Genomic DNA, 23778 nt, shown 5'->3' on the forward strand with positions numbered 1-23778 from the left:
CTCCTTCATAGCCTTTCGCGAGGAGACCGCAAACCTGCGGTGCGAAAGCTTCGGACATCGGGCGGCCTGACAGCCCGACAGATATCTGTGTGGAGGAGAAAACACATGATCTTCAAGGCAACCCGCCTCACCCTCGCCGCCGCGCTTCTGGGCGCCACCACCTTGGGCGCCTTTGCCGAGGGCTTCACCCCGGAAAATCCGGAATGCATCGCCCCGGCGAACCCCGGCGGCGGCTGGGATTTCACCTGCCGTCAGGTCGGCAAATCGCTGCAGGACCAGGGCCTTCTCGACAAGACCATGCAGGTCGTCAACCTCGCCGGTGGCGGCGGTGGCGTGGCCTTTGCCGAAGTGGTCAACAAACGCGGCGATGACAACGATCTGATCGTGGCCGCCTCGTCCGCCACCGCCACCCGTCTGGCCCAGGGCGCCTACCCGGGCAACACCATGGATCAGGTGCGCTGGCTCGCCTCGATCGGCGCCGATTATGGTGTGATCGCGGTTGCTGCCGACAGCGAGATCAAGGATCTGCCGGCACTGCTCGACATGATCAAATCCGATCCGACCACCGTCTCCGTCGCGGGCGGTTCCGCCGTCGGTGGCTGGGATCACCTGAAGGTGCTGATCGCCGCCAATGCCTATGGTATCGATGACGTGCGCACCGTGAAATACATCGCTTTCGATGGTGGCGGCGAGGCGGTGACCCAGCTTCTCGCAGGCTCCGTTCAGGCCTTTACCGGCGACATTTCCGAAGCCAAGGGCTTTGTCGACAGCGGTGACATCCGGGTTCTGGCCGTGCTGTCGCCGGAACGTCTCGGCGGCGAGTTCGCCGATTTCCCGACCGCCAAGGAGCAAGGGGTCGACGCGATCGGCGCCAACTGGCGCGGGTTCTACGCCCCGGGCGACATGAGCGACGCGGCCTATGACGCCTGGGTGCAGAAGATCGCCGATCTCTACGCCACCCCCGAATGGAAAGAGGTGATGGCCAACAACGGCCTGGCGCCGCTCGACCTTCAGGGGGAAGCCTTCCAGAGCTTCGTCTCCGACTCCGTGGCGCAGATCCAGCAGATCTCCAAGGATATCGGCATCATCAAATAAGCGTCCCGCCCGTCGGTGACGCCCCGGGGCGCTGCACCTCCCGCGTGCGGCGCCTCTCTCATCGCGACCTTGCCGTCGCGTCCCGTTCTCGTTTCAAAAAGGAGATCCTCATGAGTGATCGCATTTTTGGTGTTGTCGGGCTTCTTCTCGCCATCGGCTTTGCGGTTTCGGCTTTGGCGATCGAGGAAAGCTTTCTCTCCGACGCCGTGGGGCCCAAGGCCTTTCCGCTGATCATTGCCGCCGTGCTGGGGCTCAGCTCGATCGCCATCGCGCTCAGACCCGATGCCGCGCCGCATTGGCCGAGCCTTGGTCGCCTCGCCGAGATCCTCGCCGCCGCCGTGGTCATGGTGCTCTATGCCGAATTGCTGCCGGTGATCGGCTTTGTCATCGCCACCGCCTTTGCCGCCGCCTATCTCACCTGGCGTCTGGGATCGGGGCTTGTGACCTCGGTTGTCACCGGGATCGGCACTTCGGTCGGCATCTATGTGATTTTCCACCTCGTGCTCGGCCTCTCGCTGGCCCGTGGCCCGCTGGGTTTCTGAAGGAACCGGATGATGGATACTTTGATTTCTCTGGCCGACGGGTTCGCCGTCGCGCTGACCTGGCAGAACCTGCTTCTGGCGCTGCTCGGCTGTTTTCTCGGCACGATCATGGGCGCGCTGCCGGGGCTTGGGCCCTCGAACGGTGTGGCGATCCTGATCCCGCTGGCCTTTACCCTCGGGCTAGGCGCCACGCCGTCTCTGATCCTGCTGACTTCGGTCTATTACGGCGCCATGTATGGCGGGCGGATCTCCTCGATCCTGTTGAATATTCCGGGGGACGAGCCGGCGATGATGACCTGTCTTGACGGCCATCCGATGGCGAAAAACGGCATGGCCGGACAGGCGCTCTCGCTCTCGGGCATCGCCTCTTTTGTCGGCGCGTTCTTTGCCACCTGGGGGCTGATCCTTCTGGCGCCGCAGCTCGTCAAAATCGCGCTGCTGTTCGGCCCGGCGGAATATTTCGCGCTCTTTGCTCTGGCCTTCATGACGCTGGGCGGGGTCTCCTCGACCAATCAGGCGAAATCCGCCTTTGCCGCCGCGCTGGGCCTTGGCCTCGCGATGATCGGCGTCGACACCCAGACCGGTGTGCCGCGGTTCACCTTTGGCGAGGTGCATCTCTATGACGGTCTCGATTTCCTCGTCGCCATCGTCGGGCTGTTTGCGCTTTCCGAGGTTTTCATCTTTCTCGAGCACCGGCATGGTGATGCCGAGGGCAGCGCCGAGAAAATCCGCGTCGGGCGTCTGACCCCGCCGCTGTCGATGTTGAAACAGACCACGCCGACGATGCTGCGCTCGACCGTTCTGGGGTTCATCGCCGGGGTGCTGCCGGGGGCAGGGGCTTCGCTCGGCTCCTTCATCTCCTATTCGTTCGAGAAACGCATGGTCGACAGCGACGGCAAGACATTCGGCAAGGGCGATCCGCGTGGTGTCGCGGCCCCCGAGGCCGGCAACAATGCCGCCGCCGGCGGCGCGCTGGTGCCGATGCTGGCGCTTGGTGTGCCGGGCTCCGGCACCACCGCCGTGCTTCTGGCCGTGCTGCTGTCCCTGAACATCACCCCCGGGCCGCTGCTGTTCTCGCAGAACCCGGATGTGGTCTGGGGCCTGATCGCGGCGCTGTTCATCGCCAACTTCATGCTGCTGGCGATGAATATCCCGATGGTGGGCCTGTTCACCCGCGTCCTGATGGTGCCGCCGCGCATCCTGATGCCCATCGTCGCCATGGTCTCTTTCGTCGGGATCTACGGCATTTCCGGCTCGTCCTTCGACCTGCTGGTGATGATCGGTTTCGGCCTGATGGGCTGGGTGTTGCGCAAGCTCGATGTGCCGCTGGTGCCGATCATTCTCGGGACGCTTCTGGGCAATTCGATGGAAAACAACCTGCGCCGGGCGATCACCATCGACAATGGCAATTGGGCGACCCTGATCGACAGCCCGCTCTCGATCGCGCTCTGGCTCGTCGCCATCATCGGCTTCATCCTGCCGCTGGTCGTGGGGCGCAAGGTGCAATCGAAAATGCATCATCCGCGCGACGAAGAAGGTTCGCTCGCCGACTGAGCCGCATGGACCCGGAGGTTTAAACCTCCGGGCATCCGCTTCCCTCAGGGCGCGCGCTCGAGAAACATCGCCTGAATGCCGTTGGCGCGCGCCAGTGCGCTGCCGGTTTCGCGTCCCAGAACCATGAGCGCCGTGGCCCAGCCATCGGCGCTCATGCAATCGGGGGCGAGCACCGTGACCGAGGCCGGGGCACCCGTCACCGGGGCTTTCAGATCGGGGTTCATCGTATGCGACAGCCGGGTGCTGCCGACATCGACCCAATGGCGATAGTCGCCCGAGGTGGCGATCGCCGTGTCGCCAAGCTCCATCAGTGAATGCGCCGCGCGGCGCTCGTAATCCGGTTCTTCGATGGCAATCGGCCAGAGCGAGCCATCGGGACGCGTCCCGAGACAGCGCAGATCGCCGTCGATCCCGGCGGTGAGCCCTGTACGCGCTGTGAGGCCCATCTCCTGTGCCACTTCGATCAGCCGGTCGGTGCCAAAGCCCTTGGCAATGCCGTTCAGGTCGAACCGCGCCGGACCATGCTTGCGGGCCCGGTGGTTTGCGACGTCCAGTTCCAGCAACTCGCGCGCCCGCATCGGGCGACGGTCCTGGAGAAGCGCCCGCACCCGCGCCGGATCGGCCGGCTCGGGACCAAAGCCCCAGGCCGCCACGGCGGGCCCCATGGCAATTTCGAAAGCGCCGCCGCTCTGCTGCCCGATCTCCAGAGCGCGCGTGAGCACGCGGGTGATCTCGTCACCAAGATCGACCCAGGCCCCGACCGGCGCCGCATTGAGCCGACAGAGATCGCTCTCGCGCCGCCACAGCGACATCTGGGCATCGACCCGGTCCACCGCCGCTTGCATCGCCCGCTCGATCGGGGCGGTCTCCGCCCCCTCTGCCAACCAGAATTGCGCCTGCCAGCGCGTGCCCATGGTCGGACCATTGAGATCGATCCGGTTCAGTCCTTCAAAAGACGTCGACAGCATAGCGTCCCTCCTCTTCGAGATGACGGACCGACAGGCCCAGGGGGGCGAGGATGTCCTCGAAAACCGCGCGCACACCGTCGCCCATGTCGCGCCCGCCGCAGATCATCACATGGGCGCCTCGCCGGATCAGATCGCGCAGCTTCGCCACCTCGTCCTGCAGCGCATGCTGGACATAGCGCGGGGTCTCGGAGCGCGACAGCGCCAGCACGAGATCGGACAATTGCCCATTGTCGGCCCAGTCCTCGAATTCGATCTCGAACGGAATGCCGCCGGCGCGGCTGCGCATGCCGAAGAACAGATGGGTTTCGCGTTTGCGGGTGTTGCCGCGGATCATCCCGGCCAGGGCGCCGATCCCCGCCCCCGCGCCGATCAGCACCAGCGGCGCATCGCCCTCGGGCGCATGGAATTGCGCATTGGGCGTGGTATATGCGGCAATCGTGTCACCGGGATTGAGCGCACAGAGCTGTCCGGAGGCCAGCCCGCCCGGCGCCTTGCGCACACAGATCTCGACAAACCCATCCTTGCTGCCGGAGGCCAGCGAATAAGAGCGCGGGCTGTCGTCCCCCTCGGGAATGACGTTGAGCAGATCGCCGGCTTCGAAAGCGGTGAAGTCGCGTTTCATCAGACGGCCCAGAAGCGTTTGTTTCGGCAGGGCAAAGCGCAACACCGCCGTGGGCGCCTGTGCCGTTTCGCCATAGAGCTTTTTCGAGACAAGCGTGAGAGAGCGGGTCGGACGCCGGGTGAGCGCCGTGGAGACATCGCCCAGAGCGAACCCCGAGGCCGCGGCAAACTCCGTGCCCCATTTGGCAAAGTCGCGCGGTGCCTGGCGATCCACGTGATGAGTGTCGAGCAGCAGTGCCCAACCCTTGGCCTCGGCGGCGCGGGTGACCGTATCGGCATAGGCACAGAACGCGGGGAACGTGCTGTCGCCAAAGCCCAGAACCGAGAGCGGCGCAGCCGGCGGGGTTTCCATATCGGCCAGCGCTTCGAGGAATTCTCGGGCGCTCTCCGGCGCGTCACCGTCGCCATAGGTGGCGGCGAACAGCACGATGGACTGCGCCCGTTTGTACTGCGCCGGGGTGAAATCGTTCATCTCGGCGAGATGGGTGGTTTTGCCAACGTCAGACAGGCTTCGGGCAAACGCATGGGCAAAACGCCAGGTGGTGCCGCCTTCGGACCCGACGAGCAGGATCACATCGGCCGCCTCGGCAGGGGTATTGGGCAGGCGCTTGCCCTGTCTGGAGCGTCCGCCGAGCCAGATCAGAAGCCCGGAGCCCGAGAGTACCGGCACGGAGAGCGCCATCAGCCCGAGCAGGAGGCCCAAGAGCGACGCGCCCTGACCGGTGTGCAAGAGATGGATCACATCCATCGCCCTGGACCAGCCGGAACGATCCGCCCAGCTCAGCATCTCGCCCGTCACCGGATCGACAAAGCCGGCGCCGGCATCGGTTTCGACCTCATAGGCTTGACCGCTCATGCCCTGACTCGGCAGGTTGACGCTGCGCAGCGTGTCGCCGGGGATGGCGGTCAGCCCCGCCAGCTCATCGGCGGGCGATGTCGTTTGCGTGCTGATTTCGCTCGGGAAAGGTGCCATCGGGCTTGGATCGGGAATGAGACCCAGCGTCGCCAGCCCCATCCAGACCCCGGTGAACGCGGAAACGATCAGGCCGAGCCCGGCGATACGGGCGATCTTGAGATGCAGCCCGCCGGCGCCCTCACCACGGTCGCGAGCGAAAAGCTTGCGCCAGCCGCCGAGACGCCGGGCCGCCAGGGCAAAGCCCGAAAGCATCAGCGCCACCATCGCGACAGAGGCGATCAGAACCGCCATCTGCCCGGTGTCCGACAGGAACAGGTTGCGGTGCAGGTTCTCGAACCACAGCTCGAGCCCGCCGCTTTGCACCGGGCCGAGGACATCGCCCGAGGCCGGATCGATCCGCAGCTGTTGAAAGCCGGTGTCGCCAAAGGCCGAGACGGTCACAACGCCATTGTCATCGACGCGGATCTGTTGCGCGCCCTGCACATTCTCCTGAACCGCGGCCACCAGAGCCCCGGCGTCGAGCCGCGCGCCCGTACGGTCCGCGGACAGCAGTGGGAAAAACGACAGGATCACGCCGGTGAGAGAGACGATGATCAGGAGGAGGGCGGCCGCGAGACCGGCCCAACGGTGCAAAGCGCGAAACATGGGAGACCTCACATGTCGAAGGTGAAAGAGGCGATGAAGCCGCGGCCGGAAACGGTCTGTCCGGCGCTGGCCTGATCGAGTGGCACAACCACGTCATCGGCGACATCGGCCATATGCTCGACCGCCGTGTCGACATGGATCTGATAGCCGGCATTGATCAGCGCGTCCTCGACCTCGACGGTGACTTTGAGCGACCGGCCGGAACCGACCGAGGCGCCCGACAGGCCGGCGATCTCGGAGGCGGCGCCATCGGTCGCGGCGTACCAGTTGCGCAGATGTTGCCACCAGCGCGACTTGCCGGAGGCGATCCAGAGGTGGCGCACGTAAGTGCCATCGGCATCGGTGAGGTAATAGGCGAGATAGGCGCGCTCTCCGCCATAGTTTTGCAACTGGGTGTCGAGCGTGATCTCGGCGGCATTGGCGATCGCGGGCGCGGTCAGCGCGGTGGTCGCGGCGAGAATCGGGGTCATCAGTTTCATGTTCGAAGCTCCGGAAATTGCGGGTTTGCACTCGTATGGGCCACAAAGGACCCGTTGAAGATGACTGCTTGTCCCGCGCGAAGCTGAAGCTGTCCTGAAGCCGGTTGCGATCTGTCTTAAGCTTGCCTTCAGGTCGAGAAGCGACTGTAATCCCGCTGGATCAAGGAGGACCCCGTCTTGCGCATATTGCTCGTCGAAGATGACGCCACATTGGGGGCGGCCGTGGCCGACCAATTGCGCGCCGATGGTCACAGCGTCGATCATGTGACGCTTCTCGGAGATGCCGATGCGGCCTTGGCGGCCTCGCCTTTCGATCTCGTGCTGCTCGATCTGATGCTGCCCGACGGGCGCGGCATTCCTTTTCTGAAGGAACGGCGCGGCCGGGGCGACGTCACCCCGGTGATCATCCTGACCGCGCTCGATCAGGTCTCCGACCGGATCGCCGGGCTGACCGCCGGTGCCGATGACTATCTCGTCAAACCTTTCGATCTGGCCGAGCTGGCCGCCCGCATCGGCTCGGTGTCGCGGCGCTATAGCGGCAACCCGAACCCGCTGATCACCTTGGGCGATCTCGACATCGATCTGGCCGCGAAACATGTGACAAAAGCCGGTGTGCCGGTGGCGCTCACCTCGCGCGAATGGGCGGTGTTCGAAGCGCTGGTGCAGCGCCCGAACCAGATCATCACCAAGGCGCAGATCGAGGAGGCGCTCTACAGTTTCGACGACAGCATCGGGTCCAACACGATCGAGGTGCATGTCAGCCACCTCAGAAAGAAACTCGGCCGCAACACGATCGAGACCGCGCGTGGTCTTGGCTACAGGCTGGGCCAGCCATGAGCCTTTTGTCCCGTCCCCGGTCGCTTCGCCTGCGCATCGCGCTTTTCACCGGCACGCTGGTCACCGTGTTCTGGCTCGTGGCCGCCGCCGTCACCACCGGGCTCCTGTTCGACGTGGCGAACAAGGTGTTCGACCGCGATCTTCGGGCCACGGCGGAACGCATCCTGCCGATCGTGATCCATGAGCGGTTTCGCGAGCGTGACGATGAGCCCCGCACCGAGCGCTCGCATGAGCTCGAACAGATGCGCCGGCACGAGGACGATGTCGAATTCATCGTCACCTCGGAGAAATCCGGTCTGCTGTTGCAATCGCGCGGCGCCGGGGACATCGCCTTTCCCGAGAGTGACGGATTCTCCTCTGACGGCACCTGGCGCTTTTACGTGACCGAGGGCGAGCGCGGCGATTTCACCATCGCCGTGGCGCGCCCGCTCTCGGCGCGGCGCGATCTGGCGCTGGCGGCCATGGCGGCGCTGTCGCTGCCGCTTCTGATCGTCATCCCGCTGATGCTGTTCGGCATCTTCCTTCTGGTCAAAAAGGTGCTCAGACCGGTCGGTCAGCTCGAACGCGACATGGGCGCGCGCGGGCCGACCAATCTTTCACCGATCCCCTCCGAGGGCATGCCGAGCGAGCTTTTGCCCGTGGTCGACAGCGGCAACCGGCTGTTGGAGCGGATCGCCGACGGGTTCGAGGCCGAACGCAGCTTTGCCGCCAATGCGGCGCATGAGATGCGCACGCCGCTGGCCGGCGCCATTGCCCAGGCGCAGCGGCTCCGGGCGGAAAGCGGCGACCCGACGGCGGTGGCCCGCGCCGGCGAAATCGAAGCCTCGCTGAAACGTCTGAGCCGCTATGGCGAAAAGCTGATGCAGCTGGCACGTGCCGAAGGGGCGCGACTGCGCCTCGATGCGCCCACCGATCTCAGACCCGTGGTCGAGATCGTGCTCGAGGATTTCATCCGGGCTCACGGAGCGGAGCATTTCACGCTCGACCTGCCCAAAATGCCGGTGATGAGCAATCTCGACCCGGATGCTTTCGGCATCGTGCTGCGCAATCTGGTGGAAAACGCGCTGACCCACGGGGCGCATGGCGCCCCCGACCGTCCGGTGGAGATCCGGCTCAGTGCCGATTGCCTGCTGAGCGTGCGCAACGATGGCGAGGCGATCCCCGCGGAAACACTCGAGCGGCTCGGTCGACGCTTCATGCGCGGCGATGGCGCCGGCAATGGCACCGGGCTCGGCCTGTCGATCATTCACATCATCGCCGAGCGCAGCAACGCGACATTCACGCTCTTGTCCCCCCGCTCGGGCCATGAGACCGGGGTCGAGGGACAGTTCCGCTTCTGAGCGCTCCGTGGTTCAGCCAAATTTCAGGAACAGCTTGGAATAGGGCGCCTTCACCTTGCCCGCCGCGGCGCGGATCTGATCCACATCGCCAGCGCGGCAGGCCGCCAGAAGCGTGTTGACCGAGGCCCCGAAGGCCGCCGACAGGGCGTCGTATTCGGCATTCCCGGCAGCCTCGAGCGGCGGGTGGCTCAGCACATCCTCGGCGAGATAGGACAGCACGGCAGCCTTTTCGAGCACCGCATCGATCCCCTCGGGCGTCAGCGTCGCGAGATCCATGGCCAGAAGATGCTCCATCTCGGCGTGATAGGCATTCATCCGGTCCGAAAACGTCTCGATCCCGTTGCGGGCATGCAGCGCGCCGAACAGATCGCGCACCCCTTCGAGGGTTTCATGCGCATGGGTGAGATCTTTCGCGGCAATCTGCGTTTCGGCCGTGCCGACCAGCGCCAGCGCGCCGTCGATGGTCTCGGCCCACATCGGGTCGTCCTCATATTGCGGCGGCGGGGTCGCGCCATAGGTCTCGGCCAGTGCCGTGAGTTGATGGCCCAGCCCGGCGATGGCCTTGCCGGCATCGTCCTGGGCCCCGGAATTGGTCTTGAACAGCGCCACGCGATAGGTGCCATACATGGCGCGATAGGTGGTTTCGAAATCGGCCACGGGACCTGCGGCGGCGGTTGAACTCAACAGGGTGAGGGCGGCGAGGCTGGACCAAAAACGTGTCATGACGGGCTCCGATATATTCGACAGGCCTAAGTGGTAGGATCGGAGCCGCGTGCTGTAAACGCTTTTCTCGCGGCATCCCTAGGCCCCTGGCGTGTCATGACTTTGGCGATTTGCTCTCGCGCCGGACCAGTCCGCGCACGCCGCCGGAGATCAGCACATTGACCTCGTAGAGCACCCGGGGCACGCCCAGCCCGCGCGGGCTGGCGAGATAATGCGGCGACCAGACCGGGTCCCATTTCTCCTTGAAATTGCGCAGCCCTTCGAACCGATAGAGCCGCTCGCCATGCGTGTAGATCAGCGCCCCGAGACGGTTCCAGAACGAGGCGAGACGATGCTGTTCGATGCCGGAGAACGGCGCATTGCCGAGACGGAACCAGGTAAAACCCCGCTCTTTGGCCCAAAGGATCATGCCCACGAACAGCATATCCATGCCATAGCCGGGACAGCGCAGATCGTAGCGCATCAGGTCGATGCAGATCTCCTGCCCGGCGCCATCGAGCAGATTGGCGAAGGCGACGATTTCCCCCTCGGGATTGCGCAGCACGGCACAGTCGAAATTCTCGACGTAGCTCTCGGAAAAGGCGCCCAGGGCAAAGCCCTTTTCCTCGCCCTGTTTCTGCGCCAGCCAGGCGTCCGAGATCGCCCGCAGCGCGTCGATATGCTCGGGCACCTGCGCCGCCGCTATGATCTCGACCCGGTAGCCGTCGCGGGCACCGCGGCTCTGGGCATAGCGGAAATTCTTTTTCTTCGGCCCGTCGAGGGTGAAATTCGAGAGATCGATCCGCGCGGTCTCGCCGATTTTCACGATCGACAGCCCCATGTCGAGAAAGCTCGGCAGGTAGCGGTTCGAGACGCCGTAGAAGGCACAGAGCCGTCCCATCTGATCGGCCCGCTCGCGCAGCTGCCAGATCAGCGCCCGCCCGGCCTTTTCCTCGCCCACCGGGTCCGAAAGCGCGATGAGCGCATGGCCGGTGTCGGCATAGGACAGAAAGGCGCGCTCATCCTCGGACACCAGCACCTGTTTGTCGCCCATCAGCACGAGGGCCGCCTCGGCATCCTCCGAACGCGCCAGAATCTCTTTGACGCTTGGCGGAATGTCCACCGGACCATCGGGCCTGTGCCGTGCCCGCAGCAGCGAGGCCATGGCGATGAGCGCCAGAACCACCGCCGCTACCAGCTCGCCGCGCAGGAAGCGCGAGGCATCGCCGTGCCAAGAGAACTGCCACCAGAGCGTATCGCGATATTCGACATGTTTATAGGCGAAGAAGCCGATCCAGCTAACCGCCACCAACAGGGCCACGCCCGAGAGGAACCAGTTGAGATCCAGCTCGAAGACCGATCCGCCCTCGACCCGGTAGAACGCGTCTTTGAAGATGATCAGCACACCGGCGGCAAGCCCCATGGTGAAAGCCTGCTCCCATTCGAGCCCACGGGCCACGGAGGTGACGAGCCCCGCCGCCAGCAGCACCAGCGCCACGATCCAGGCGCGGGTCAGGCGGCGATAGAGGCCACGGGCGAGGATGATCAGCATCATGCCGGTGACGCTGGCGGTCATATGCGAGAATTCCACCACCGGCAGCGGCAGCACATCGCGCAGAAGCTCGAGGCGCGAGCCTTCCGAGGGCAGGGAGCCGGAAAGCAGCAAGAGCACGCCGGAGATCAGCGCGATGCCGCCCGAGAGCGGCGGGATCAGAGGGCTCACCAGAGTGCGCGAGAGGCCCTGAGGCATTTCGACATGGCGCAGCCGCGCCCAGAGCCAGCTCACGGTGAGCCCCAGCATGGCGACGAGGAACGGATAGAGCGTGTAGATGACCCGGTAGAGCACCAGCGCGGCCAAGAGGTCCGGACGCGCCCCGACGCCGAGCCCGGCGATCACCGTGGCCTCGAACACGCCGAGGCCGCCGGGCGAATGGCTGGCAATGCCAAGCCCGATCGCGGCCATGAAGATCACGAAGAAATAGGCGAAATTGCCGCCCAGGTCGGGCGGCAGCAGCAGCCAGAGCGTGAGCGAGGCGAACAGCAGATCGATGGCCCCGGCGAGCATCAGCAGGCTGGCGGTTCTGGCATTCGGCAGATCCGCTTCGATCCGGGCGCCGAACAGTCTGAGCGACAGGTGCCGTCCCCGGCGACCGAGCAGGATCAGGATCACCGCCAGGACCAGGAGCACCCCCGCCCCGGTCAGGGTTTCCAGATTGGGCGGGATATTGATCACGGCGGACAATCCCGCCGGGTGAAACAGCATCAGGCTGCCGGTCAAAAGCGCCAGCCCGGACCAGAAGCCGCTGAACGAGGTGGCAAGCGCGAGCGCGGCGCGCGAAAACGGCACACCGGCCGCGACATAGGCGCGGAGCCGCACCGCGGAACCGGTGAGATAGGAGAGCCCGAGAAGATTGGAAATCGCATAGCCCGCGCCGCCGATGACATAGGCGTTGCGCGGTTTGACCACGCCCGGGGCGATCGCGTGCAGCGAGATCACGTCATAAAAGGCAATCGCCAGATAGCTCGCTGTGGTGGCGAGCACGGCCAGCCCGAGGGTCTGCGGCTTCATGGCGCGGATTTGCGCGAACACATGCGCGGGGTCCACATCCTGCGCCAACTTCTGCAACACGAAACCGGCAATCGTCAGCACGATCAGCGGCACCGCCAGTTTGACCAGCGGATGATTGGCGACGAGGTGAAACCGGTCGACGGGGGCATCCTGTTGAAGGGGGGACTGGGTTTTACTCATACGCACCATCTCCGTTCCACATATCATTCCACCTGGTGACCTTCGGAGGAAGGCTGGGGCTTTCCCTAGCGCCTTTTCCGCGAAGGATCTTCCAAATAAATTCACTGTGAGACCGAATTCAAAGCGGCCTGCCAGTCAAACTGTCGTGAAACCGTTCCGGGGAGGGGGTTTAGTCCGATCGGACTGCCCTGGCGCGAAATGCGGTCTGTTTTGTCGCCTGAAGCCGGCGATTTGGTCTCCCTGTCTGCTCTGCCACGTCAGACTGGCCGGGAAAGGAGGCCCCCATGCGCGACACAGCGATCTCTGCCCGAACCGATATCGAAGACAAACGCCTGTTGCGTGGCTTTGCCTATGTGAATGGCAAATGGACCTCCGGTGAGACCGGGGACAGCTTTGCCGTGACCGACCCGGCCACCGGCGCCCATCTGGGCGATGTGGCGGCCTTGTCGGCGGGGCAGGCCAGCGCCTGTGTGGATGCGGCGCAGGCGGCCTTTTCGGCCTGGGCGGCGCTGTTGCCACAGGAGCGCGCCGCCGTGCTGCGCCGCTGGTATGCGCTGATCATGGCCGCGAAAGAAGACCTCGCCCGGATCATGGTCTGTGAACAGGGCAAGCCCCTGTCGGAGGCCCGCGGCGAAATCGACTATGCTGCCTCTTTCGTGGATTTCTACGCCGAGGAGGCCAAGCGCCCGAATATCGAAGGTGTGACCTCGCATCTGGCCAATGCGGAGATGGAGCTCTGGTATGAACCCATGGGGGTGGTGGCGTTGATCACGCCGTGGAATTTCCCCTCTGCCATGCTGACGCGCAAGGCGGCGGCGGCTCTGGCGGCGGGCTGTGCCGTGGTGGCGCATCCCTCGCATGAGACGCCCTATTCTGCGCTGGCTCTGGCCGAGCTGGCCGAGCGCGCCGGGATGCCCGCCGGCGTCTTCAATGTCGTGACCGGCCATGCGCCCACCGTGGTCCGGCCTTGGACCGAAGACACGCGCGTGCGTGCCCTGTCCTTTACCGGCTCGACCGAGGTCGGGCGTCTCCTGTACCGCCAATCCGCCGATACGGTGAAAAAGCTCGTGCTCGAGCTGGGCGGCCATGCCCCTGTTATCGTGTTCAAGGGCGCCGATCTCGACCGGGCGGTCGAGGAGGTGATCAAGGCCAAGTTCGCCACCTCCGGGCAGGATTGCCTCGGCGCCAACCGGATCTATGTCGAACGCCCGATCTACGAGGCATTTTGCGAAAAATTTATCGCCGCGACACAGGCTCTGACCCTCGGCACCGGTATGGATGATCCCGACATCGGCCCGCTGATGAACGCGAGCGCCGTGGCGAAACAGAAAGAGCATGTCGAGGACGCTTTGGCCAAGGGGGCAAAGCTCGCTTGTGGCGGTGAGATCTCCGATCTCGGGCCGCTGTTCTTTCAGCCGACCGTGCTCACCGATGTGCCGGAGACCGCGAAGATCATGCGCGAGGAAACCTTTGGTCCCGTCGCGCCGATCACCCCCTTCGACAGCGAAGACGAGGTGGTGGCCCGCGCCAATGACAGCGAATACGGGCTCGTCGCCTATGTGCATTCCCAGGACCCGCGCCGGATCTACCGGCTGTCGCGCTCGCTGCAATACGGCATGGTCGCGGTGAACCGCACCAAGGTCACCGGTGCACCGATCCCCTTTGGCGGGGTCAAGCAATCCGGCCTTGGGCGCGAGGGCGCGCGCATGGGGATGCAGGAATTCATGGACGTGAAATACGTCTGCCGTGACTGGGCGTGAGGCCCGACAGAAGTCCGACGAAAGTCCGACACAATGCCGACAGAGGAAAACAGCATATGTTGACGAACGACCAGCTCTCGAAATGGGACCGCGAAAACTTCTTTCACCCTTCGACGCATCTGGCGCAGCACGCCCGTGGCGAGACGCCGAGCCGGGTGATCAAGACCGCGCATGGGGTGCATATCACCGACCGCGACGGCACCGAATTGCTCGATGCTTTTGCCGGGCTCTACTGTGTCAACGTCGGCTACGGGCGTCAGGAGATCGCCGAGGCCATCGCCGATCAGGCCCGCGAACTGGCTTATTACCACGCCTATGTCGGGCACGGCACCGAGGCCTCGATCACCCTGGCCAAGATGGTGCTCGACCGCGCGCCCGATCACATGTCGAAAGTCTATTTCGGCCTCTCCGGCTCGGATGCCAACGAGACCAATATCAAGCTGATCTGGTATTATAACAACATCTTGGGCCGCCCCGAGAAGAAGAAGATCATCTCGCGCTGGCGTGGCTATCACGGCTCCGGGCTGATGACCGGGTCCCTGACCGGGCTCGAGGCGTTCCAGAAGAAATTCGACCTGCCGCTGGACCGGGTGATCCACACCGAGGCGCCGTATTACTACCGCCGCGAAGATCTCGAGATGTCCGAAGAGGCCTTCGTCGCCGAGTGCGTGGCCAAGCTCGAGGCGTTGATCGAACGCGAGGGCGCCGACACCATCGCCGCCTTCATCGGGGAGCCGGTTTTGGGCACCGGCGGCATTGTGCCGCCGCCCGCAGGCTATTGGGAGGCGATCCAGAACGTATTGAACAAGCACGATATTCTTCTGGTGGCCGATGAGGTGGTCACCGGCTTCGGGCGCCTGGGCTCGATGTTCGGGTCTGAGCATTACGGCATGAAACCCGATCTGATCACCATCGCCAAAGGCCTCACCTCGGCCTATGCGCCGCTCTCGGGCTCCATCGTGTCGGACAAGATGTGGAAAGTGCTGGAGCAGGGCACGGATGAAAATGGTCCGATCGGCCATGGCTGGACCTACTCGGCGCATCCGATCGGGGCGGCCGCCGGGGTGGCGAACCTGAAGCTTCTCGATGAGCTGAACCTGATCGAGAACGCCAGCAGCGTGGGCGCCTACTTCCGCGCTGGCATGCGGGATGCATTGGGTGAACATGTGAATGTCGGGGAGATCCGTGGTGAGGGCATGCTCTGCGCCGTCGAGTTCGTCAAGGATCGCGACAGCCGCACTTTCTTCGATCCCGAGGACAAGGTTGGCTATGCGCTCGCCGCGGCGCTTTTGAACGAGGGCGTGATCGGTCGCGCCATGCCGCAAGGCGACATTCTGGGCTTTGCGCCGCCCTTCTGCCTGACCAAGGAAGAGGCGGACAAGGTGATCGGCGCCACCGCAACCGCCGTCATGTCGGTTTTGGGATAAACACCATGCATCCGGGCGGTTCGGCGAGCAGCCGAGCCGTCCCTTGCCGCCAACAACGGCATTGGATGAGACCGCCGCGATATCCTCTGCGACACAGAGAGGAATCGAGCATGGCTCAATATTTTGATTTGAGCGGTGACCCATAGTTTTGCCTCTGTGGGTGTGAAAACACCGGAAATCGTCCCTTTTAGTATAGCAATTATTGCAAAATGTTTGCCTCTACTGACGAATGCTTTTGCCCCCAGCCCAGTCACTGCGCGGATCCCAGCTATACCTCACCCGCCAGCGCCAAGACCTCGATAGCCCATCCAAAGGATCTTTAGACGCGGCTGGGCAATATTTGGACTCATCCCCTGTTGTGGCTGGAATAAGAAAACGCGCTTCTGATATTTCGAGGGCAAGCCTCTCTGATGCTCCTTGAAAGCCAGATGAGTTCACTTACGACGCAGTGCAGCTTCCCAAAAGTCGACCTTGATCCATAGCGCAGAATTCAATGAACTCTCATGCTACCTATTCGCAGAGATGGACGTGGAAGAAGCTAAACTTTCCAATGCAAACTCGGGTTCTGGGGGACATACCAAAGGTCGCGAACCTGCGTGTCCTCGCTATTCAGTTTGGGGGCGGCATCCCTGACGCGGAATCTTGTTGGAATCTTCACAGCGCTTCCGAAGATCAGTGCGTGCTGTTTTGGTAGAGATGGCAAGCGCCTCCGATCTCCGAAATACTCTGACGACGGACATGCTCGCCTAAATTTGCGCCAGCTCCAAAAGCGCAATAAACAGTTCGCGTTCGGTCGTGATATCAAGTTTGTAATACAGGCGGTGCTTGTGATTGCGGACGGTGCCGGTGCTGATTTCAAGCGCTTCGGCGATGCGTGAATTGGGTTCGCCCTGGACCATCATGGAGACGATTTGTCTCTCGCGTGAGGTCAGTTGGTATTTCTCTTGGAGCTGGTCGACCAAATCGGAGGCTTCGAGAGTGGCATAGCCCAGTGCTTTTTGTTCAACCGTCAGAACCTGCCCCGCGGGCGCGACAGGGTTCGTGTCAGACAGCTCCGACCATTTCAGAATACAGTCGGGCCCGAGATTGGCCTCGCCGCTTGGCGTGGCGGCCACAAGCGTGTCGATGTCCCGTTGCATCGCGGCCGTTATGGTCGCGCCCCAGGATGTATTTCTGAAAATTTCCCGATCTTTTCGGTCTTTCACCAACATCGCGATGTCTGAGTTTTTCAAATCCGTGGTGCCATAATTGACGAAGCTGAGGCGGATGTGCTGCTGATGCACCATGTTGATGGTGTCAAAGATGAGTTTGGCGCGGAAAATGTCCTGTTCCGAAAACGTCGTGCTGGACCGGTCGATGCAGATCGCGACATAGACCTCGTTGACGATCGGCAGCATGAAAATCAGCTCATCGCGAATCTGCGCCGTGCGAAACATCGCGTCGTAAAAGAACGTATCGGCACTTCTCTGGCGCAGCTCGTCAAAGGTCAGAACCGGTTTCACGCCGCCTTCGCGGACCTGCCGAAGCAAAGGGTCGATCCGGTAATACTGGTCCAGATATTGCGACACGGCGGTGTCCTGCATGGCATGGTTCGACAGGAATTCCGGCTTTGCGTGCATCGCGTAGCGGATCACCAAATACCTGTTGGTATTAAAGAAATTCGCGAGTTCACGGGCGAGGGATGGATAAAACGTATCCTGCCCACTGCATCCGATCACGGGGCCGAGCGCCACGAGGAAATCAATCGCTAGCTTGTCCTTCATGCCCGTCTCGTCATCCTCATGCATGGTCGTCTTACTCTCTTTCCTGCATAGCTCTGATCCCTCTCGTGGCACGATGGTGACGGTTGTCACCATACCCTTGGATGCCGTCCTCGGGTTAGCTCGATGGCATCGAAACACACCCTTCACCATCGCTCCGAGGACCGCATGACGCGCCAGACCGTTCACACCCTCCAGCACAGCCTCCTGCAAGGAGAGCGCGCGGTTGTGGACATTGTAACGGAGGCACTGGCCCGCGCAGAAGATGTCCAAAAGCACTGTAACGCCTTTACGCGCCTCTTTGCGAAAGAGGCTCTGGAGCGCGCCAGAGAGGCGGACCGCACTCTGGCGCTGGGTAAACCGATGCGACCGCTCGACGGCATTCCGGTCTGCATCAAGGACATGACACCAATCGCAGGACATCCGCCGAGCTACGGCACATGGGCGCGCGCCAAATGTGTCGATCCCGGCGAAGCGGTGATCGTCTCCCGCCTCAAACGCGCCGGCGCGATCATTCTGGGGCAGACCACGACTGCCGAGCTGGCGTTTTCAAGCTTCACTGCAACCGAGCGCTACGGCATCACGCGAAACCCGTGGGAACAAGACCGCACCTCCGGCGGCTCGTCGGGCGGCAGTGCCGTTGCCGTGGCCGCTGGCGTGGTACCGCTGGCCGAAGGCTCCGACATGGGCGGTTCCGTCCGTATTCCGGCGGCGGCCTGTGGCGTGGTGGGGATGAAACCCAGCCTTGGGCGCATTCCCATGGATATTCTTCCGACGCCTTGCGATACGATTTCGCATTTCGGGCCGATTGCGGCCTCCGTGCAAGATGCCGTGACCTTCCTGTCGGTGACCGCGGGGCATGATCCCGTTGATCTTCTGAGCCAGAAACGGCCCTTTCTCACGCCTGAGACCGCGCCGGCCGCTTTGCACGGGCTGCGGATCGCCGCCTCGGTCGATCTCGGCTATTGCGATGTCTCCCAGGAAGTTGCCGAGGCATTCCACGAGGTTCTGACCCGGTTGCGGGCGCAGGGGGCAGAGGTGGTAGAAGCAAGACTGCCGTGGCGCCGTGAGGTCTATGATCTCTGGGCCACGCATTGGAATGCGCTCCTCGCCGCGATGGCCGAAGAGTTCGAAGACATCTCCCGCATGGGCACCTCTCTTCAGCACTGCCTGAAGCAGGGCCGCCGCGTCTCCGCGCGGGATCTGGCCGAGGTCGGGCGTCTGAGAAAAGCCATGGCGACGGATATGCGCCGTATCTTCGCGACCTGCGATGTCTTTCTCTCTCCGACGCTGGCGCGCACGGCGCCCTCTGCCGACAAAACGGACGCGGATTTCGAAGGCGATCTGCCCAACGGCAAGTTCCACGCCTTCGATATGGCGCATCCCTTCAACATGCTGGCCGCGTATCCCGCGATTTCCATGCCTGTGCGGCTGTCCGGGTCCATGCCGGTGGGCATCCAGATCGTCGGTCCGGTCTATGAGGACGAACGTACGCTGGCGCTGGCCGGCGCCTTCGAACAGATTTTCCCCCCGCTTCCCCTGCCCATATTCTGAAAAGGAGACAGATGTGACACTTCCCTCGATACCCGATGCCGAGTTCGAAACCCGGCGGACCCGCGCCCGACAGATGGCGAAAGACGCGGGGCTCGACGCGCTGGTGATCTGGTCGCGCAGCGGCAATTCGGTCGAAGCCTATGGCGATCTGTTCTACCTGACGAATTTCGTTTCGCTGTTTCCCTGCGTGCCGGATCGGAAGACCTGGAGCAGCCGGGGCCATGCGGCGCTGATCCTGCCGGTGGACGGCGAGCCGATCCTGTTGGCCGATTACCTCGATGATCCCGAAGATCGCATCAAGGTCAAAGACGTGCGCTTTGCGGTCGATCTGGCCGCGGGCACCGGCAAGGCTTTGGCCGAGATGGGGCTTCTGGACCGTCGGATCGGCATGGTCGGCATGATGTCCTATCTGGTCAGCGCGCATCAGCGACTTGAGGCGGCGGCGGGGCGTTCCGTGAGTTTTGAGGCGGCCGATCATATTCTCGAACATCTGCGCCTGATCAAAAGCCCGGCGGAGATTGCCATGCTGCGTCACTCGGCCAGTGTCGGCAAGAAATGGATGGATGCCACCATGGCCGCGCTGGTCGAGGGCAACACCGAAGGCAATGCCGTCGGCGCGGGCCTTGCCGTTCTGGCGGCCAATGGCGGAACGCAACAGGATATCGCCATCGCCAGCGGCCCCAACGCGATCCACTATATGGGCAGCTCCGGCGTGCCGCATTGGAATGTCCAGCGCGCCTTGGAGCCGGGCGATCTTGTCCATGTCGATCTCTGGGGACCGGTGTTCGGCTATTACACCGACTTTGCACGCTCCACGGTCGTAGGGGGCAAAGCCGATGGGGGGCAGACGGAGCTTCTTGAGGGCAGCCGCGCCTTGATTCACCACATCATCGCGGGGATTGAGCCGGGCAAAACCCGGTTCTGCGATCTCTATCGTCGCGGCACGGCCTGGCTCGATGCCAATGGGTTTGCCAACCACAAAAGCACGGCGGATGAGACCAACAACTTCAGCCAGCAGTTCCCCTGCTTCGGTCATGCCATCGGGCTTGGGATCGACGGTCCGTGGATCGTCGAGGACGAACAGACGGTGCTTCAGCCCAACATGACCATCGCGGTCGAGGCCTTGGTCTCCAAACTCGGTGTCGGGGCGGCCAATTACGAAGAAGACGTGCTTGTGACGGAACAGGGCGCAGAAATCCTGACGTCGCACTGTGAAGGTGTGCGCTGGGGCTAAAGCATCCGCGTGCTCGTATGGGACAGGTCGGAAAGACACCGGTCTGTCCGCTCAAAACAAACAACAGGGAAAAGACCATGAAACTCAAAACTTTCGCGGGTGCGATCTGCGCACTCGGCACCATGACCCAGATTGCCGTGGCGCAGGACACGATCAAGATCGGCGCCCCCATCCCGTTGACCGGCTACTTTGCCGCCGATGGTCAGACCATGAAAGAGGCCGTCGATCTGGCCGCTGCACATTTGAACGCAAACGGTGGTGTTCTTGGCAGACAGCTTGAAGTGGTCACCTTCGACATCGGCGATCTGACGCCGGACAAACTGACTGCCGCTGCCGCCAATCTGATCGAACGTGATGAGGTCAGCGTGTTGATCAATGGCTATGGCGGCATGGGGCCGGATATTCCGGCGTTTTGCCCCTATGGCATTCCCTATATTCACAACGATGCGGTCAGCAGCGTGGTCGATCTGGCCGAACGCATGAACTGCGGTGCGATTTTCAATGCCTCGGATGTCGATGTGAATTACGGGCGTATCGTGTTCGAACAGATGCTCGCGAGCGGCTATGACTTCCCGTCCGAAACCCTGGCACTTGTGCATGGCGATTACGAATGGGACATCAATGTCGCCAAAGGGATGGCCGAGGCTGCCGAAGCGGCCGGGTGGGCCGTCGTCTATGAACAAGAGGTGCCCTATGACACGGTGGAATGGACCAATGTCGTCGGAAAACTCAACCAAACCAACCCCGGTCTGATCCATTTCGAGGCGCTCGATCCTTCGGTCGCGACGACTTTCATGTCCCAGCTCGCGCTTGATCCGGTGCCGGGGGCGGCGCTGAATATCGGCTACATCGGTGCCACGCCGGGGGTGGATGATGCCATCGCCCAAGGCCAGGCCGAGGGTGTGTTCACCTTTACCTTGAACGCGCAAGATAGCGATGAGGTTGGGCAGGCCTTCTCGGAAGAATGGAGCGCCGCCTATGACGTGGAGCCGCCGGTCAGCCTGGCCGCAGCCGTCTACGATATGGCGAACCTCTGGGCGGAGGCGGTCGAAGAGGTCGGGGATGACCGCAACTTTGCCGCCGTCGCCTCCGAGATCAAAGCGCAAAGCTTTGCTGGGATCGCGGGCACCTATGTCTTCAACGACCGGAACTACATCTCCTCGGGCACCGAGACGCAGCCGGCACAGCTGTTCCGGATTGAGGATGGCCAGCGGGTGCGCGTGGTCGTGGGCGACGAAGTCGTTGCCCCGGTGACCTCCGCCGACTGAACCTGAGCCCGCCAACCCGCATGTGCGGGGTTGGCGGGCGCGTCGCGACCACTGACAAAGGTGTCCAAATGACCTCACAAAATATCATGTCGCTGGAAGGTGTCGGAATGCAATTCGGCCCGTTTCACGCGCTGTCCGAGCTGTCCTTCGAGATCAAGGCGGGCGAAGTGCTTGGGGTCGCGGGACCGAATGGCGCTGGCAAAAGCACGCTTCTCAATGTTTGCACGGGGGGGCTTTGTCCGACCTCTGGCAAGGTGCTTTTCGACGGTCGCGAGATCACGGGCCTGCCGCGCCATGCCAGATGTGCGCAAGGCATCGCCATGACCTTTCAGATCCCGACGGTGATCTCGTCGCTGACGGTGGCCGAAAACCTGTTGGTCGGGCGGAGTTTCGGCGGCAGTCACCAACATGATTTCGACCAGATCGTCGAGATCACAGGACTGGGCCCCGTGCTGGACGCGGAGGCGGGGACCGTGGACCTTTTGGCGCGCAAGACGATCATGCTCGGCGCGGCCTTGGCGACCGGGCCGCGGATCGTGTTCATGGACGAACCTTTGGGTGGGCTGAACGCAGAGGAAATCCAGGATTTTGTCCAGATCATCGACCGCGCCCGACAGGCATTCGGCGTCACGATCGTCATGGTCGAACACAAGATCCGGGCGCTGGCCGAGATTGCCGACCGCATCCTGATCATCAACTTCGGCAAATTCGTCTGTCTCGACCGGCCCTCCGTGGTGCTGAACGACGACCATGTGGTCGAAATCTATCTTGGGAAAAAACACGATGCTTGAGGTTGACCGTATCAACGTTAGCTATGGCGACTTTCACGTCTTGCACGAGGTCTCTTTGCGTGTCGGGAAAGGTGAAATGGTCGCTGTTCTCGGGGCCAACGGGCACGGCAAAAGCACCCTTCTCAAGGCGCTCTGCGGCTTGTTGCCGATCCAAACTGGCGTGGCCCGTTTCGAAGGTGACGACATCACGAAACTTGCGTCAAAGGATCTGGTGCGGCGGGGATTGGTCTATGTCGCCGAAGATCGGCGGCTGTTCCGGGATATGTCGGTGCTCGACAACCTGATGCTCGGCGCTTTCAACACCCGGGCCTGGTCGGAGCGGGCCGACACGCTGCGACAGGTTTTTGCGCTCTATCCGCGTCTCGAAGAGCGACAGCATCAGCTGTGCCGTCGTCTCAGCGGGGGCGAGGCGCAAATGGTCGCTCTGGGGCGCGGGCTGATGTCCAAGCCGCACCTTCTCGTCATCGACGAACCGTCTCTCGGCCTCGCGCCCAATCTGACGGCGCAGATGATGGAGACGATCAACCAACTGAACCGGGAGGGCATGACGATCCTGCTTGTCGAGCAGAATGCCGCCCTTCTGACCGGTCATATCGACCGGACCTATGTCATCGAAGAAGGCGTGGTCACGCAGGGTGACCTTTCGGCGCTTGGGGAGATTCAGTGATGAACATTGTCGAAATCCTGATCAGTGGCACCACGCAGGGTGCCGTCTATTGCGTGATCGCGATGGGGTTGTCCTTGGTCTATGGGACGTCGCGCATCCTCAATTTCGCCCATGGCGCGCTCTACACTTTGGGCGGTTATATCGCATGGTATCTGATGTACGGCGGGCCGGGCCTGTCCTTCGGTCTCGCCTTTCTGGCGACTTTGCCGATCCTGTTCGGCGTCGGTGTCGTGCTTGAGGCCGGGCTCATTCGTCCGCTCAGGCGGCATCCGAACTGGCAGATCAACGCGATCATGGTCACCCTCGGGCTGGCCTTCGTGATCGAAAACGGATTGCAGTTGCTGTTCGGCCCCAAGACCAAAACCATACCCGCGTTTATCGAAGGCGGCATCTCCATCGCCGGGACGACCGTGTCGCTCTACAAGATCGCGCTGGTGTTCATGTCAATTCTTCTTGTGGTGCTGCTGGAGCTGTTTTTGGCGCGCACGCGGGCGGGGAAATCCATTCAGGCCGTGTCGCAGGATCTTCAGGGCGCCGCACAGGTCGGGATCAACGTCAACCGCGTGTTCGGTCTCGCCCTTGGGCTGTCGGTCGTCCTGACCGGTGCCGCAGGCATCCTTCTGGCGCCGATTTTCCAAATCTCGCCAATCGGCGGCTGGTCGCCATTCCTGAAAGCCTTCGTCATCGTTGTCTTCGGTGGTTTGGGCAGCACCCGCGGGGCAATGCTCGCCGCCTTTATCCTGGCCTTTCTGGAGGCTGTCGTCGTTGCCACAGTGGGGCCAGGCTGGTCCATGCCCGCGTGGCTGATCGTGCTCATGGTCGTTCTGATGATACGACCGAAAGGCCTTTTGGGCGTATGGGAGAACTGA

The 23778-nt window shown here is 62.8% G+C and carries 19 protein-coding genes; 13 read left to right on the plus strand and 6 right to left on the minus strand.

The annotated features are described in order from the left end of the window. Positions 1–105: 105 nt before the first annotated feature. From BM151_RS14670 to BM151_RS14680, 3 genes are all read left to right on the plus strand, one after another. Complete coding sequence (locus BM151_RS14670) at positions 106–1095, plus strand: Bug family tripartite tricarboxylate transporter substrate binding protein (protein WP_090061498.1); 990 nt, start codon at positions 106–108, stop codon at positions 1093–1095. A gap of 110 nt (positions 1096–1205) precedes the next feature. Continuing rightward, positions 1206–1637, plus strand: a complete 432-nt coding sequence (locus tag BM151_RS14675; protein WP_090061499.1) for a tripartite tricarboxylate transporter TctB family protein — start codon at positions 1206–1208, stop codon at positions 1635–1637. Positions 1638–1649: 12 nt separating this feature from the next. Further along, positions 1650–3191, plus strand: coding sequence for a tripartite tricarboxylate transporter permease (locus BM151_RS14680; RefSeq protein ID WP_090061722.1), 1542 nt, complete (start codon positions 1650–1652; stop codon positions 3189–3191). Between the two features lie 44 nt (positions 3192–3235). Here BM151_RS14680 and BM151_RS14685 read toward each other — a convergent pair whose 3' ends face one another. Genes BM151_RS14685 through BM151_RS14695 form a run of 3 tightly spaced genes read right to left on the minus strand, consistent with a single transcriptional unit; the run spans position 3236 to position 6820 of the window. Further along, positions 3236–4159, minus strand: coding sequence for an FAD:protein FMN transferase (locus tag BM151_RS14685; RefSeq protein ID WP_245781226.1), 924 nt, complete (start codon positions 4157–4159; stop codon positions 3236–3238). Beyond that, entirely contained in the window at positions 4140–6341 is a 2202-nt protein-coding gene (locus BM151_RS14690) for a PepSY domain-containing protein (protein WP_090061500.1), read from the minus strand. The genes BM151_RS14685 and BM151_RS14690 overlap by 20 nt, the downstream gene beginning before the upstream one ends. 8 nt (positions 6342–6349) lie before the next feature. Beyond that, a complete protein-coding gene (locus BM151_RS14695) occupies positions 6350–6820 on the minus strand; it encodes a DUF2271 domain-containing protein (RefSeq protein WP_090061501.1) in 471 nt (156 codons plus the stop codon). Between the two features lie 177 nt (positions 6821–6997). Here BM151_RS14695 and BM151_RS14700 point away from each other — a divergent pair, with 177 nt between their 5' ends. Both BM151_RS14700 and BM151_RS14705 read left to right on the plus strand, forming a co-directional pair. Further along, positions 6998–7657 (plus strand): response regulator, encoded by a 660-nt coding sequence (locus BM151_RS14700; RefSeq protein ID WP_090061502.1) that lies wholly within the window; start codon positions 6998–7000, stop codon positions 7655–7657. Continuing rightward, entirely contained in the window at positions 7654–8997 is a 1344-nt protein-coding gene (locus BM151_RS14705) for an ATP-binding protein (protein WP_090061503.1), read from the plus strand. Before BM151_RS14700 ends, BM151_RS14705 begins: the two co-directional genes overlap by 4 nt. A gap of 12 nt (positions 8998–9009) precedes the next feature. On the opposite strand, the gene BM151_RS14710 is transcribed toward BM151_RS14705, so the two are convergent. Both BM151_RS14710 and mprF read right to left on the minus strand, forming a co-directional pair. Continuing rightward, on the minus strand, positions 9010–9720 hold the full coding sequence (locus tag BM151_RS14710) for a hypothetical protein (RefSeq protein WP_090061504.1): 711 nt from the start codon (positions 9718–9720) through the stop codon (positions 9010–9012). A 94-nt stretch (positions 9721–9814) separates the two neighbouring features. Beyond that, positions 9815–12448, minus strand: coding sequence for a bifunctional lysylphosphatidylglycerol flippase/synthetase MprF (gene mprF / locus BM151_RS14715; protein WP_090061505.1), 2634 nt, complete (start codon positions 12446–12448; stop codon positions 9815–9817). 284 nt (positions 12449–12732) lie between these two features. Between mprF and BM151_RS14720 the strand changes: the two genes are divergently transcribed. After that, positions 12733–14208, plus strand: coding sequence for an NAD-dependent succinate-semialdehyde dehydrogenase (locus tag BM151_RS14720; RefSeq protein WP_090061506.1), 1476 nt, complete (start codon positions 12733–12735; stop codon positions 14206–14208). Positions 14209–14264: 56 nt separating this feature from the next. Then, positions 14265–15635 (plus strand): aspartate aminotransferase family protein, encoded by a 1371-nt coding sequence (locus tag BM151_RS14725; RefSeq protein ID WP_090061507.1) that lies wholly within the window; start codon positions 14265–14267, stop codon positions 15633–15635. 746 nt (positions 15636–16381) lie between these two features. Here the strand turns inward: BM151_RS14725 and BM151_RS14735 are convergent. Continuing rightward, positions 16382–17422 carry a helix-turn-helix transcriptional regulator gene (locus tag BM151_RS14735; protein ID WP_177213165.1) on the minus strand — a complete coding sequence of 347 codons (1041 nt, stop codon included), beginning with the start codon at positions 17420–17422 and terminating at the stop codon, positions 16382–16384. A gap of 201 nt (positions 17423–17623) precedes the next feature. Between BM151_RS14735 and BM151_RS14740 the strand changes: the two genes are divergently transcribed. From BM151_RS14740 to BM151_RS14765, 6 genes are all read left to right on the plus strand, one after another. Then, on the plus strand, positions 17624–18949 hold the full coding sequence (locus tag BM151_RS14740) for an amidase (RefSeq protein WP_177213166.1): 1326 nt from the start codon (positions 17624–17626) through the stop codon (positions 18947–18949). A 13-nt stretch (positions 18950–18962) separates the two neighbouring features. Further along, positions 18963–20183 carry a M24 family metallopeptidase gene (locus tag BM151_RS14745; RefSeq protein WP_177213167.1) on the plus strand — a complete coding sequence of 407 codons (1221 nt, stop codon included), beginning with the start codon at positions 18963–18965 and terminating at the stop codon, positions 20181–20183. Positions 20184–20260: 77 nt separating this feature from the next. Beyond that, a complete protein-coding gene (locus BM151_RS14750; RefSeq protein ID WP_177213168.1) occupies positions 20261–21451 on the plus strand; it encodes an ABC transporter substrate-binding protein in 1191 nt (396 codons plus the stop codon). 68 nt (positions 21452–21519) lie between these two features. Further along, entirely contained in the window at positions 21520–22242 is a 723-nt protein-coding gene (locus BM151_RS14755; protein ID WP_177213169.1) for an ABC transporter ATP-binding protein, read from the plus strand. Further along, positions 22235–22909 carry an ABC transporter ATP-binding protein gene (locus BM151_RS14760; RefSeq protein ID WP_090061514.1) on the plus strand — a complete coding sequence of 225 codons (675 nt, stop codon included), beginning with the start codon at positions 22235–22237 and terminating at the stop codon, positions 22907–22909. Before BM151_RS14755 ends, BM151_RS14760 begins: the two co-directional genes overlap by 8 nt. Then, entirely contained in the window at positions 22909–23778 is an 870-nt protein-coding gene (locus BM151_RS14765) for a branched-chain amino acid ABC transporter permease (protein ID WP_090061515.1), read from the plus strand. The genes BM151_RS14760 and BM151_RS14765 overlap by 1 nt, the downstream gene beginning before the upstream one ends.

Origin of the sequence: Celeribacter neptunius (assembly GCF_900113955.1) — a bacterium.
In the GTDB taxonomy this organism is placed as follows: domain Bacteria; phylum Pseudomonadota; class Alphaproteobacteria; order Rhodobacterales; family Rhodobacteraceae; genus Celeribacter; species Celeribacter neptunius.